At 68.8% G+C, this 13,502-nt stretch carries 12 protein-coding genes; 8 read left to right on the forward strand and 4 right to left on the reverse strand.

Features of this window, described 5'->3' with window-relative positions; all coding sequences use genetic code 11:
- A partial coding sequence (locus VIU94_RS15630) for a transglycosylase domain-containing protein (RefSeq protein ID WP_414720960.1) occupies positions 1-2,523 on the forward strand: 2,523 nt, incomplete at its 5' end.
- 118 nt (positions 2,524-2,641) lie between these two features.
- Positions 2,642-4,186 (forward strand): glycosyltransferase family 87 protein, encoded by a 1,545-nt coding sequence (locus VIU94_RS15635; RefSeq protein ID WP_331911843.1) that lies wholly within the window; start codon positions 2,642-2,644, stop codon positions 4,184-4,186.
- On the opposite strand, the gene VIU94_RS15640 is transcribed toward VIU94_RS15635, so the two are convergent.
- The 3 genes from VIU94_RS15640 to VIU94_RS15650 all read right to left on the reverse strand — a co-directional run bounded on the left by VIU94_RS15640 (position 4,183) and on the right by VIU94_RS15650 (position 6,867).
- Entirely contained in the window at positions 4,183-5,214 is a 1,032-nt protein-coding gene (locus VIU94_RS15640; RefSeq protein WP_331911845.1) for an alanine racemase, read from the reverse strand. The two genes, VIU94_RS15635 and VIU94_RS15640, sit on opposite strands and share 4 nt — an antisense overlap.
- A gap of 108 nt (positions 5,215-5,322) precedes the next feature.
- Complete coding sequence (locus VIU94_RS15645) at positions 5,323-6,441, reverse strand: lipid II:glycine glycyltransferase FemX (protein ID WP_331911847.1); 1,119 nt, start codon at positions 6,439-6,441, stop codon at positions 5,323-5,325.
- 126 nt (positions 6,442-6,567) lie between these two features.
- Positions 6,568-6,867, reverse strand: a complete 300-nt coding sequence (locus VIU94_RS15650) for a hypothetical protein (RefSeq protein ID WP_331911849.1) — start codon at positions 6,865-6,867, stop codon at positions 6,568-6,570.
- 284 nt (positions 6,868-7,151) lie between these two features.
- Here VIU94_RS15650 and rpsF point away from each other — a divergent pair, with 284 nt between their 5' ends.
- The 4 genes from rpsF (at position 7,152) to rplI (ending at position 8,867) form a co-directional block, all read left to right on the forward strand.
- Positions 7,152-7,442, forward strand: a complete 291-nt coding sequence (gene rpsF / locus VIU94_RS15655; RefSeq protein WP_004950685.1) for a 30S ribosomal protein S6 — start codon at positions 7,152-7,154, stop codon at positions 7,440-7,442.
- A gap of 71 nt (positions 7,443-7,513) precedes the next feature.
- Positions 7,514-8,107, forward strand: a complete 594-nt coding sequence (locus VIU94_RS15660; protein ID WP_331911851.1) for a single-stranded DNA-binding protein — start codon at positions 7,514-7,516, stop codon at positions 8,105-8,107.
- Between the two features lie 58 nt (positions 8,108-8,165).
- Complete coding sequence (gene rpsR / locus VIU94_RS15665) at positions 8,166-8,402, forward strand: 30S ribosomal protein S18 (RefSeq protein ID WP_003956534.1); 237 nt, start codon at positions 8,166-8,168, stop codon at positions 8,400-8,402.
- Between the two features lie 18 nt (positions 8,403-8,420).
- Positions 8,421-8,867, forward strand: coding sequence for a 50S ribosomal protein L9 (rplI, locus tag VIU94_RS15670; protein WP_331911853.1), 447 nt, complete (start codon positions 8,421-8,423; stop codon positions 8,865-8,867).
- Between the two features lie 139 nt (positions 8,868-9,006).
- Here the strand turns inward: rplI and VIU94_RS15675 are convergent, their stop codons facing one another.
- Positions 9,007-10,344 carry an MATE family efflux transporter gene (locus VIU94_RS15675; protein ID WP_331911855.1) on the reverse strand — a complete coding sequence of 446 codons (1,338 nt, stop codon included), beginning with the start codon at positions 10,342-10,344 and terminating at the stop codon, positions 9,007-9,009.
- 424 nt (positions 10,345-10,768) lie between these two features.
- Here VIU94_RS15675 and dnaB point away from each other — a divergent pair, with 424 nt between their 5' ends.
- Together dnaB and VIU94_RS15685 are read left to right on the forward strand one after the other, a co-directional pair.
- Positions 10,769-12,259, forward strand: a complete 1,491-nt coding sequence (dnaB, locus tag VIU94_RS15680) for a replicative DNA helicase (RefSeq protein WP_331911857.1) — start codon at positions 10,769-10,771, stop codon at positions 12,257-12,259.
- Positions 12,260-12,889: 630 nt separating this feature from the next.
- Positions 12,890-13,393, forward strand: coding sequence for a nucleoside deaminase (locus tag VIU94_RS15685; RefSeq protein WP_331911859.1), 504 nt, complete (start codon positions 12,890-12,892; stop codon positions 13,391-13,393).
- Positions 13,394-13,502: the final 109 nt, after the last annotated feature.

Below are 13,502 nucleotides of genomic sequence, written 5' to 3' on the forward strand. Positions count from 1 at the left end.
GGGGGGAGACGCGGTGCCGGAGGAGGCGCGGGCGGCCACGGCGGCGGAGGCCGGCGTGGCGGCGGTGGCGGCGACGGTTACGACGGCGGCCGGGGCCACGGGGGCGGTCGTCCCCCGGGCCGGAAGCGCATGATCGACTACCCGCGCTACGGGAAGTACGGCTGGCGCCGCTGGGTGCCGTCCTGGAAGCTCGTCTCCGGCCTGACGCTGGCGTTCCTCGGCATGCTGATGGGCGGCGCGACGTTCGCGTACTCGCAGGTGGGCATCCCCGACGTCGACGACTCCGCGAAGGCGCAGAACAACGTCTACTACTACGCGGACAAATCACAGCTGGCCGCCACCGGCGGTGAGGTGAACCGCCAGATCCTCGACTTCGAGGCCATCCCGAAGGCGATGCAGGACGCGGTCGTCTCGGCCGAGAACAAGACGTTCTGGACGGACTCCGGCATCGACCCGAAGGGCATCGGCCGGGCCGTGTTCAACATGGCCAGCGGCGGACAGACCCAGGGCGGCTCGACCATCACCCAGCAGTATGTGAAGAACAACCGGCTCGCCGACCAGTCGCAGACCCTGACCCGCAAGGTCAAGGAGCTGTTCATCTCGATGAAGGTCGGCAACGAGCTGGAGAAGCCCGAGATCATGGCGGGCTACCTGAACACCGCGTACTACGGTCGCGGCGCCTACGGCCTCCAGGCCGCGGCGCGCACGTACTACGGCAGGGACGCGAACAAGCTGACCGTCAGCGAGTGCGCCTTCCTGGCCTCGGTGCTCAAGGGCGCCACGTACTACGACCCGGCGGGCGCCCCCGAGATCGACCCCGAGGCGAGCGAGAAGAACAACACCGAACGCGCGACCAAGCGGTGGAAGTGGATCCTCGGCGAGATGGTCAAGGACGGCAAGCTGACGGCCGCGGAGCAGGCCAAGTTCCCCAACTTCCCGATGCCCAACGGGCGGACGGCAGCGGCGGGGCTCAATGGCCAGACCGGCTACCTGGTGAGCCTCGCCAAGGCGTACTTCCTCAACAACAACGACAAGGGCATCACCGAGGCGCAGCTCTCACGGGGCGGCTACGAGATCTACACGACCTTCGAAAAGCCCAAGGTCATTGCGCTCGAGAACTCTGTCAAGAACATCCGCGCGGAGTACATCGACCCGAAGAAGCGCCCCAAGTACGACACCCACGTCCAGTTCGGCGGCGCCTCGGTCGACACCGAGACCGGTGCCATCGTCGCGATCTACGGCGGTGAGGACGCGACCAAGCACTTCACCAACAACGCCGACAACACCGGCGCCCAGGTCGGATCGACGTTCAAGCCCTTCGTCCTGGCGGCGGCCATGACCGACGGCGTCCGGGACCCGAAGGACCCCTCCATCCGCAGGAAGGTCGATCCGGACAAGAGCCGCTACAACGCCAAGCACAACCTTGTGATCAAGAACTACGACGGCTCGATCTGGCACGACGAGAACGGCAAGGAGTGGAAGCAGGCCAACGAGGGCGACGAGAGCCTGGGGCCCGTCAGCCTGCGTCGCGCCATGGTCAAGTCCGCCAACTCGCCGTTCGTGCAGCTGGGCATGGACGTCGGCATCGACAAGGTGCGCGATGCGGCCGTGGATGCCGGGCTCAAGGAGGACTCGCTGGTCAAGGGCGAGGTTCCGTCGTTCTCCCTGGGCATCTCCTCCCCGAGCGCCATCCGCATGGCGGGCTCCTACGCCACCTTCGCGACCAACGGCGAGCAGCGCGATCCGTACTCCGTCAAGGAGGCGAAGAAGCGCGGCAAGGTCGTCTACAAGCACGAGGACCAGACGAAGCGGGCCTTCGAGCCTGCCGTGGCCAGCAACGTCACGGACGTCCTCAAGTCCGTCGTCGAGGACCCCGAGGGCACCGGTAACAACGCCGCCATCCCGGGCCGTGACGTCGCCGGCAAGACCGGTACCACCGACGACAACAAGTCGGCCTGGTTCGTCGGCTACACCCCGCAGCTGTCGACGGCGATCGACATGTACCGCCTCGACGACAACGAGAAGAACACGAAGCGCGAGTTCCTCAAGATGTACAACACGGGTGGCCAGCAGACGATCCACGGTTCCTCGTTCCCGTCGCGCATCTGGCACGACTACATGGTCCAGGCGCTCAAGGGCACCGAGGCCAAGGACTTCCCGGAGCCGGAGGAGCTGGAGGACGCCGAGGCAGTCTTCGGCGGCGGCGCGGCAAGCCCGAAGCCCACCCCGTCGGGCAGCCCCTCGGGGTCCCCCTCCAACATGCCGTCCACGCTCCCCTCGCAGCGCCCGTCCAACCGCCCCAAGCCGGGCAAGAGCTGTGACGTGTGGGACTGGGACTGCAACAACACCGGCGGCACCACCGACGGCGCGACGAACGGCGGCACCACCGACGGCGGCGCGACGGACGGCAGTACCGGCGGACTGCCCACCAGCTCGCCCACCCAATCGCCGGGATCGAACGGCGGCAACGGGAACGGCGGAAAGACCGACGGAGGCACCTTCTTCGGCGGAACGGACGGCTAGCGGCCGTACCGCCCGACGCAGCGCCTACGAGGGCCGCCGCGACCGGGGACGTACTCGTACGTCTCCGGCCACGGCGGCCCTCGCCGCGTTCCCAAGCGGGTACGGCAGGATGTCCCCCATGCCGAGCCACCAGAACACCCGCCCGCAACAGGACCGGCCCGTGGTGCAGCCGACCCGACAGGACGAGGTCGCCGCCGCGGGCAGCGAGCTGTTCGGAGGGCCGATCGGCCGCTGGGCCCGGCTCGGCGGCGGCCACCTCACCCCCGTGCGGGTCATCGCCCTGGTGGCCATCGGGATGTTCGCGCTCGGCATGGTGCAGAAGATCCCCTGCTACGACTGGGCCTGGTTCCGCGGCGCCACCTCGCAGTACACGCACGCCTGCTACTCCGACATCCCGCACCTGTTCCTCGGGCGCGGCTTCGCCGACGGGCTGATCCCCTACTTCGACCGGCTCGACGGCGACATGGAGTACCTCGAGTACCCGGTCCTCACCGGCCTGTTCATGGAGGTCGCGTCCTGGCTGACGCCCGGCGGCGACGACCTGATGCACCGCGAGCAGATGTACTGGATGGTCAACGCGGGCATGCTGCTGATCTGCGCCGCGGTCATGGCCGTCTGCGTCGCCCGCACGCACCGCCGCCGCCCCTGGGACGGGCTCCTGGTCGCCCTGGCGCCGGCCTTCGCGCTGACCGCCACCATCAACTGGGACCTGCTCGCCGTGGCCCTCACGGCCGCCGCCATGCTGATGTGGTCGCGCGGCCGCGCGCTCGCCTTCGGCATCCTGATCGGCCTCGCCACGGCGGCCAAGCTCTATCCGGTGCTGCTGCTCGGCCCGCTGCTGTTGCTGTGCTGGCGGGCCGGGAAGTGGCGGGAGTTCGGTGCGGCGCTGCTCGGCGCGGCCGGCGCCTGGCTGGTCGTGAACCTGCCGGTGATGCTGCTGGCCCCGGTCGGGTGGAAGAAGTTCTACACGTTCAGCCAGGAACGCAACGTCGACTTCGGCTCCTTCTGGCTGGTCATCACCCAGCGCACCGGCGAGCCGATCGAGCCGGAGACCGCCAACACGTACGCGATCCTGCTGATGCTGCTGGCCTGCGCCGGGATCGCCGCGCTGGCGCTCACCGCGCCGCGCCGGCCGCGGTTCGCCCAGCTCGCCTTCCTGGTCGTGGCCGCGTTCATCCTGACCAACAAGGTGTACTCGCCGCAGTACGTGCTCTGGCTGATCCCGCTGGCGGCGCTCGCCCGGCCGCGCTGGCGCGACTTCCTGATCTGGCAGGCCTGCGAGGTCATGTACTTCCTCGGCATCTGGATGTACCTCGCCTACACGACCAGCGGCAACAAGCAGGGCCTGCCGACCGAGGGCTACCAGTTCGCGATCCTGCTGCACCTAGTCGGCACGCTGTTCGTGTGCGCGATGATCGTCCGCGACATCCTCATGCCGGAGCGGGACGGGGTGCGGCGCGACGGTTCGGACGACCCCTCCGGCGGCGTCCTGGACGGCGCGGAGGACGTCTTCGTCCGGGGCAGGGCGGCCCACCCGGCCCGGCACGCGGCGCAGGCCGTGGAGGGGCCACGGGTGGAGTGGGGGGTCCCGCGGGACCAGCACGAGGACCGACCCGAGTGGCCCGAGGGCCGGCTGGACCGGCCGCAGGACCTGCGGGACTAGCGGTCGACGATCCGGTCGAACTGGGTCGTCGTGTGCCGCAGGTGCGCGACCAGCTCGTCGCCGACCTGCGGCTCCTGGGCGTCCGCGGGGACGAACAGGATCGACACCTGCATGTGCGGGGGCTCGGCGAACCAGCGCTGCTTGCCGGCCCAGACGAACGGCGACAGGTTCCGGTTGACCGTCGCCAGACCCGCGCGGGCCACGCCCTTGGCCCGCGGCATCACGCCGTGCATGGCCTTAGGGGCCTCCAGGCCCACGCCGTGCGAGGTGCCGCCCGCGACGACGACCAGCCAGCCGTCCGAGGCGGCCTTCTGCTGCCGGTAGCCGAACCGGTCCCCCTTGGCGACGCGCGTGACGTCGAGCACCGACCCGCGGTACTCGGTCGCCTCGTGGTCGCCCAGCCACAGCCGGGTGCCGATCCGGGCGCGGAACCGGGTCTGCGGGAACTGCTGCTGCAGCCGCGCCTGCTCCTGCGCCCGCAGGTGGCTGACGAACATCGTGTGCAGCGGCAGCCGGGCGGCCCGCAGCTTGTCCATCCAGCCGATGACCTCCTCGACGGCGTCCGTGCCGTCGGTGCGGTCCAGCGGCAGGTGCAGCGCGAAGCCCTCCAGGCGCACGTCCTCGATGGCGCTGTGCAGCTGGCCCAGCTCCTCCTCGCGGATGCCGTGCCGCTTCATGGAGCTCATGCACTCGATGACGACGCGGGCGCCCACCAGGGCGTGCACGCCGTCCACCGAGGACACCGAGCGGATGACCCGGTCCGGCAGCGGCACCGGCTCCTCGCCCCGCCGGAACGGCGTGAGGACCAGCAGGTCGCCGCCGAACCAGTCCTTGATGCTCGCCGCCTCGTAGGTGGTGCCCACGGCCAGGATGTCCGAGCCGAAGCGCGCGGCCTCGTCCGCGAGGCGCTCGTGGCCGAAGCCGTACCCGTTGCCCTTGCAGACCGGCACCAGCCCCGGGAACTGGTCGATCACGGACTTCTGGTGCGCCCGCCAACGAGCGGTGTCGACGTAGAGGGAGAGCGCCATGGCCGGCCCGGAACCTTTCTGGTGGGTGCGGTGGATCAGCGACGTGTCTGAGGGATGTCAGAGACGTGGACGAGCGATGTGCACGAGCGTTACGAGACTACGCAACCCTCAGCGTCGCGACATGTAGATGTCGAGCGCCTTGTGGAGCAGCTTGTTCAGCGGGAAGTCCCACTCGCCGACGTACTCGACGGCCTCGCCGCCCGTGCCGACCTTGAACTGGATCAGGCCGAAGAGGTGGTCGGTCTCGTCGAGCGAGTCGGAGATGCCGCGCAGGTCGTAGACGGTGGCGCCCATCGCGTACGCGTCGCGCAGCATGCGCCACTGCATCGCGTTCGAGGGCCGGACCTCGCGGCCGATGTTGTCGGAGGCGCCGTACGAGTACCAGACGTGGCCGCCGACGACGAGCATGGTCGCGGCGGACAGATTCACGCCGTCGTGCCGGGCGAAGTAGAGCCGCATGCGGTTGGGGTCCTCGTTGTTGAGGACCGTCCACATGCGCTGGAAGTACGACAGCGGACGCGGCCGGAAGTGGTCGCGCACCGCGGTGATCTCGTAGAGCCGCTGCCACTCGGCCAGGTCCTCGTAGCCGCCCTGGACGACCTCGACGCCGGCCTTGTCGGCCTTCTTGATGTTGCGACGCCACAGCTGGTTGAAGCCCTTGAGGACGTCGTCCAGGGAGCGGTTCGCCAGCGGGACCTGGAAGACGTAGCGGGGCTGGACGTCACCGAAGCCGGCGCCGCCGTCCTCGCCCTGCTGCCAGCCCATCTTGCGCAGCCGGTCGGCGACCTCGAAGGCGCGCGGCTCGATGTGGGTGGCCTCGACGTCCTTGAGGCGCTTCACGTCCGGGTCCTGGATGCCGGACTTGATGGCGGCCGAGTCCCAGCGGCGGATGACCACCGGCGGGCCCATCTTCACCGAGAACGCGCCCTGCTGCTTCAGGTGCGCCAGCATCGGCTGCAGCCAGTCGTCGAGGTTGGGCGCGTACCAGTTGATGACCGGGCCCTCGGGCAGGTACGCCAAGTAGCGCTTGATCTTGGGCAGCTGACGGTAGAGCACCAGACCCGCGCCGACGAGCTCGCCGTTCTTGTCGAACCAGCCCAGGTTCTCCGAGCGCCACTCGGTCTTCACGTCCGCCCACGCCGGGACCTGGCAGTGGCTCGCCGCGGGCTGGCTCTGGATGTACGCCAGATGCTGCTCACGACTGATGGTCCTCAGGGTCAGGCTCATGCGGGGCGCTCCTCGGCAGGTGTGTCCCCATCGGTCAGGGGCTCCGGCTCTCGCGCGAAGCCTACTGTGACCCGGGGAGCGTCCCGAATGGCTGTGTCCGTCGGCCGACGGCCGACCAGGGAGGCCTCAGGCGAGGCCTCCGTAGAACATGCCGAGATAGAACCCCACGGCCGAGGCGCCGAGTCCGACGATCAAGGCGAAGCGCTCCCTCGTGGTCACCGAGATGAACTGCCCGTACGCCCCCGTCAGGATGCCGATCAGCCCGGCCCATGAAGCCAGCACATGCAGGTCGTGGAACTGTGCGGTGGTGAAGGAGAGGACTCCGAGGAAGAGCGTGACCCCGACCAGGGTGTCCTGGAGCGGGTGCGGCTTGCCGTCGGTGGCGAAGAGGGAGTGACCGGAGTTGGGACGCATTGCCTGTGCCATGAAGCACCTCCTGGCGTGCCTGCCGGAAGGCGGCGCATCCTAGCGCCGCCCGTATCCGATGTGTACAGATTGCGTCCCCTCACCACCGGATTTCAACCGGAAGCCGATGTGCGGGTACTCTGTACGGTCTGCGCCGGTGTCTGCCCAGGCCCGTCCAACGGGTCCCGACAGAGCCCCTCACCCGAGGGGGATTGTCAGAGGCGGCCGATACCGTCGCTCACGCATCACGACCCTCCTGCCACGGAACGACCGTGGCCGCTGAGTCCAAAGGAGGTGGGTTCCACATGCGTCACTACGAGGTGATGGTCATCCTCGACCCCGATCTCGAGGAGCGCGCTGTCTCCCCGCTGATCGAGAACTTCCTCTCCGTCGTCCGTGAGGGCAACGGAAAGGTGGAGAAGGTCGACACCTGGGGCCGTCGTCGTCTCGCTTACGAGATCAAGAAGAAGCCCGAGGGCATCTACTCGGTCATCGACCTGCAGGCCGAGCCTGCGGTCGTCAAGGAGCTCGACCGCCAGATGAACCTGAACGAGTCGGTCCTCCGGACCAAGGTCCTCCGCCCCGAGACCCACTGAGCGCCTAGCTCAGAGGTCATCGGGTTCGAGTAGCAGCAAGCAGCCAAGCAATCCCGCCGAGAGGTTCACCCATGGCAGGCGAGACCGTCATCACGGTCGTCGGCAATCTCGTCGACGACCCCGAGCTGCGCTTCACCGCGTCCGGTGCCGCGGTCGCGAAGTTCCGCGTCGCGTCCACTCCGCGCACCTTCGACCGTCAGACCAATGAGTGGAAGGACGGCGAGAGCCTGTTCCTGACCTGCTCGGTCTGGCGCCAGGCGGCTGAGAACGTCGCCGAGTCGCTTCAGCGAGGCATGCGCGTCGTCGTGCAGGGCCGGCTGAAGCAGCGGTCGTACGACGACCGCGAGGGCGTCAAGCGCACGGTCTTCGAGCTGGACGTCGAGGAAGTCGGCCCCAGCCTTCGCAACGCCACGGCCAAGGTCACCAAGACCACCGGTCGCGGCGGCCAGGGCAGCTACGGCGGCGGTGGCGGCCAGCAGCAGGGCGGCAGCTGGGGTGGAAACTCCGGCGGCGGCCAGCAGCAGGGCGGCGGCGCTCCCTCCGACGACCCGTGGGCGACCGGAGCTCCCTCCGGTGGCCAGCAGCAGGGCGGCGGGGGCGGCGGCTGGGGTGGAAACTCCGGCGGAAGCTCCGGCGGCGGCTACTCGGACGAGCCCCCCTTCTAGGGCCCCGGCCCTCGAAGTGGCTCGTACCCCCACTTCTTGATCACACAGGAGAAACACCATGGCGAAGCCGCCTGTGCGCAAGCCTAAGAAGAAGGTCTGCGCGTTCTGCAAGGACAAGACCGTGTACGTGGACTACAAGGACACGAACATGCTGCGGAAGTTCATTTCCGACCGCGGCAAGATCCGTGCCCGTCGCGTGACCGGCAACTGCACGCAGCACCAGCGTGACGTCGCCACGGCCGTCAAGAACAGCCGTGAGATGGCGCTGCTGCCCTACACGTCCACCGCGCGATAAGGGAAGGGTGACCGAAAAATGAAGATCATCCTGACCCACGAGGTCTCTGGCCTCGGCACCGCCGGCGACGTCGTCGACGTCAAGGACGGCTACGCTCGCAACTACCTGGTTCCGCGTGGTTTCGCGATCCGCTGGACCAAGGGTGGCGAGAAGGACGTGGCGCAGATCCGCCGCGCCCGCAAGATCCACGAGATCGCGACCATCGAGCAGGCCAACGAGGTCAAGGCTCGGCTCGAGGGCACGAAGGTGCGCCTGGCCGTTCGCTCCGGCGACGCCGGCCGTCTCTTCGGCTCCGTGACCCCGGCCGACATCGCTGCGGCGATCAAGACCGCGGGTGGCCCGGACGTGGACAAGCGCCGCGTCGAGCTCGGTTCGCCGATCAAGACCCTGGGCTCGCACCAGGTGTCCGTGCGTCTGCACCCCGAGGTTGCCGCGAAGCTCGGCGTCGAGATCGTCGCCGCGTAACGCTGCTCCAGCAGTACAGAAGGGCCGCACCCCTCCGGGTGCGGCCCTTCTGGCATGTTTCACGTGAAACAGCGGCGGTTTCACATCAACGGCGCCGTTTCACATCGACAGTGCCGTTTCACGTGAAACATCCGCCGGGTCAGCGGGTGGCACCGGTGACGATCCACCGGCCGGAGCGCGCCCGCAGCCAGAGCGTGAGCAGGCGGACGGTCATCATCAGCGTCATCGCCCACCACAGCGCCGTAAGACCGCCGCCGAGGGTCGGGACGAGGAGGGCGACCGGGGCGAAGACCGCCAGGGTCAGCAGCATCGCCCCGGCCAGGTACGGGCCGTCTCCCGCGCCCATCAGGACGCCGTCGAGGACGAACACCACGCCCGCGATCGGCTGGGACAGCGCCACGACGAGGAGCGCGGGCAGCAGGGTGTCGCGCACGGCCGAGTCGGTGGTGAAGAGCGGGATGAACAGCGGACGGGCCAGGATGATGAGCACGCCGAGGACGACTCCGGAGACCACGCCCCACTGGACCATGCGGCGACAGGCCTGCCGCGCGCCCAGGGCGTCGTCGGCCCCGAGGTACCGGCCGATGATGGCCTGGCCCGCTATGGCGATCGCATCCAGAGCGAAGGCCGTCAGGCTCCACAGGGAGAGCAGCACCTGGTGGGCGGCTACGTCCGCGTCGCCGAGCCGGGCCGCCACCGCGGTGGCGATCAGCAGGACGGCGCGCAGCGAGAGCGTACGAACCAGCAGCGGGACGCCGGCCTGGGCGCTGGCCCGTATGCCGGCCGCGTCGGGGCGCAGGGAGGCGCCGTGCCGCCGGGCGCCGCGGACCACGACGACGAGGTACGCGGCGGCCATGCCGCACTGGGCGGCGACGGTGCCCCAGGCGGACCCGGCGATGCCGAGGCCCGCACCGTAGACCAGGACCAGGTTCAGCAGGGCGTTGGCGGCGAAGCCGACGACGGCCACGTACAGGGGCGTGCGGGTGTTCTGCAGGCCGCGCAGGACGCCGGTGGCGGCCAGGACCACGAGCATGGCCGGTATGCCGAGGCTGGATATTCGCAGGTAGGTCACGGCGTACGTGGCAGCCGTGTCCGATGCGCCGAAGAGGTCGACGAGCCAGGGGGCGGTGGGCAGGGTGACGGCGATGACGGTCGCGCCGAGGAGGAGCGCGAGCCAGATGCCGTCCATGCCCTGGCGTATCGCCGCCTGGAGGTCGCCCGCGCCGACGCGGCGGGCGACGGCCGCCGTCGTGGCGTAGGCGAGGAAGACGAAGACGCTCACGGCGGTGGTGAGCAGGGCGGCCGCGATGGCGAGACCGGCGAGTTGCGGGGTGCCGAGGTGGCCGACGATGGCGCTGTCGATCATCAGGAAGAGCGGCTCGGCGACGAGCGCGCCGAAGGCCGGGACGGCGAGGGAGATGATCTCTCGGTCGTGCTGCCGTCGGACAGCCTTGGGGGTCGCGGGAGCCTGGATCATGCGCACAATCTAATCTTCCACAGGTAAGAGATGCAACCCTTCAGCAGTCCTTACAATTCTCTGTAGTGGGGCTTCGGGTGTGCGCCGTTTGTTCTGATCTTGGCCCGCCGGGGAAACTTTTTCTCCCCCACAGCCCGTGGATGGAAAACTCGCAGGTCAACGGGGTGGTGGGGGCGGGTCTATGAGTTTGTCCACATGGCTGTCCCCCGGTCCGTGCACAGGATCGACGGACTTCTCCACAGCATCTGGGCCTTCACCCACAGGCCCTGTGGATAACCAGATTGGCTGACGGTGCCCGCGGGCCTACCGTGGTGCGGCGCCCGACGCGCCAGAAGCGGAGTCAAAGCCTCTTGTTTGTCCGAGCCGTGGCGTAAGAAAGAGTGGCACGGAGAGGTCCGCGGTGCGGACGGGAGGAGGTGGCTTGGTGAGCATTCCCGAGCCCTTGGACGACCCCTGGGCGGACACTGGGCCCAGTGACCGTCTGCCCGTCTCCAGGCAGCGCGGCGACGGTGGCCGTGGACGCGGCCGGGGCCGCGACGACCAGCACGACCGGGGCAGCGAGGGCGGCCCCTGGGACGGCGGCCTGTCGGCCTTCGAGCGGGTCCCCCCGCAGGACCTCGACGCTGAGCAGTCCGTGCTCGGCGGCATGCTGCTCTCCAAGGACGCCATCGCGGACGTCGTGGAGATCATCAAGGGCCACGACTTCTACAAGCCGGCGCACGAGATCGTCTACAGCGCGATCCTCGACCTGTACGCGAAGGGCGAGCCGGCCGACCCCATCACGGTCGGCGCCGAGCTGACCAAGCGCGGCGAGATCACCCGCGTCGGCGGCGCCTCGTACCTGCACACCCTGGTCCAGTCCGTGCCGACGGCGGCCAACGCCTCGTACTACGCGGAGATCGTCCACGAGCGGGCGGTGCTGCGCCGGCTGGTGGAGGCCGGCACCAAGATCACGCAGATGGGCTATGCCGCCGACGGCGACGTCGACGAGATCGTGAACTCCGCCCAGGCGGAGATCTACGCGGTCACAGAGCAGCGCACCACCGAGGACTACCTGCCGCTCGGCGACATCATGGAGGGCGCGCTCGACGAGATCGAGGCGATCGGCTCCCGCAGCGGCGAGATGACCGGTGTGCCGACCGGTTTCACCGATCTCGACCAGCTCACCAATGGTCTGCACCCCGGCCAGATGATCATCATCGCGGCCCGTCCCGCCATGGGTAAGTCGACCCTCGCGCTGGACTTCGCCCGGGCCTGCTCGATCAAGCACAATCTGCCCAGCGTCATCTTCTCCCTCGAAATGGGCCGCAACGAGATCGCGATGCGTCTGCTCTCGGCGGAGGCCCGGGTCGCGCTGCACCACATGCGCTCGGGCACCATGACGGACGAGGACTGGACCCGGCTGGCCCGCCGGATGCCGGACGTCTCCCAGGCCCCGCTGTACATCGACGACTCGCCGAACCTGTCGATGATGGAGATCCGCGCCAAGTGCCGGCGGCTCAAGCAGCGGGCCGGGCTCAAGCTCGTGGTCATCGACTATCTGCAGCTGATGCAGTCCGGTGGCTCCAAGCGGGCCGAGAGCCGGCAGCAGGAGGTCTCCGAGATGTCGCGAAACCTGAAGCTGCTGGCCAAGGAGCTGGAGCTGCCGGTGATCGCGCTGTCGCAGCTGAACCGTGGCCCCGAGCAGCGCACCGACAAGAAGCCGATGGTCTCCGACCTCCGTGAGTCGGGCTCCATCGAGCAGGACGCCGACATGGTCATCCTGCTGCACCGCGAGGACGCCTACGAGAAGGAGTCCCCGCGCGCCGGCGAGGCGGACATCATCGTGGGCAAGCACCGTAACGGCCCGACGGCGACGATCACCGTGGCCTTCCAGGGCCACTACTCCCGCTTCGTGGACATGGCCCAGACCTGACCGGTGGTCCGCGAGATCCCGGGCGGCACGACCCTCTTCGGCCTGATCACAACTGTGTCCGCCGTATTGCGGGTCGACCAACATCGCAGGTCGGACCGGCTCTCGTAGAAGTCTACGAAGGGTCGGTCTCAGCCTTCATGTCTTCCACTCCTGGCTGACTTCGCTCGGTTCGCTGTGTACTCGTGGCACAAGTTGCAACGAAGAACAGCACATTGCAACCAAGTGAGGGATGAGTGCCATGGACCTTCTCCGCCCTGCCGCACAGGGGGAAGCGCCGGCCGTAACGGCCCCACTGTCGGTCGCCCACTCTGCTCGATCCTTCTGACGTCGTGCACGAAGGAGAAGGCCGTGGCTGAGACGATAACCGGTCGACCTGTCGAGGTCGCCTGGCTGGACCTGAGCATCACATACGGCAGCCGCTCCTCGTGGAGGCCCTGATCGGCGCCGCGCGCCGAGACCCGTGCCCGCGGACGCGGGGCTGAACCTCACCCACACCCCGCTCGCACCGGAGCACATCGCCGGCGTCGAGCCGCGCTGATCACCTGCAGACCCCCCACCCGTTGCCCCGGATGCTTCGTCCCACACGGGTAGAGCACCTCGGGGGAGTCCCCCAACCATGAAGGAGTGACCATGACCGCGCACACCCAAGAAGCCAGCGTCCAGGAGTTCGAGCGCGCCTGGATGGAAGAGGCCATCAGCCTGGCCACCAACAGCGTGGCGAACGGCGGCGGTCCGTTCGGCGCACTGGTCGCCAAGGGCGGCGAGGTCGTCGCCATCGGGAACAACCAGGTCACCGCGTCCCTGGACCCGACGGCGCACGCCGAGGTGAGCGCGATGCGCGCCGCCTGCAAGGAGCTGAACACCTTCTCCCTCGAGGGCTGCGTTCTGGTCACCTCGTGCGAGCCGTGTCCGATGTGTCTCTCCTCCGCGCTGTGGGCGCGCGTCGACCGGCTCGTCTTCGCCGCCGATCGGCACGATGCCGCGGTGGCCGGGTTCGACGACCGCCGGTTCTACGACCTGTTCGACAAGAAGCCCGCGGAGATGTGGCCGATGGCGGTCGAGCGGCTGGACCTGCCGAACCGTACGGCGCCGTTCGACGCGTGGCTGGCCAAGGCCGACCGCATCGACTACTGAGAGGCCGCTGACGCCGCAGAAGCGGCTCTCCGGCAGCGGCGGATCGGATCCGTCGCCGTCGGAGGCCGGGCGGCGGCAGGCGGACGTCGGCCACGGGATCCCCGGGTTC

Source organism: Streptomyces sp. (assembly GCF_036566765.1).
GTDB lineage: Bacteria > Actinomycetota > Actinomycetes > Streptomycetales > Streptomycetaceae > Streptomyces.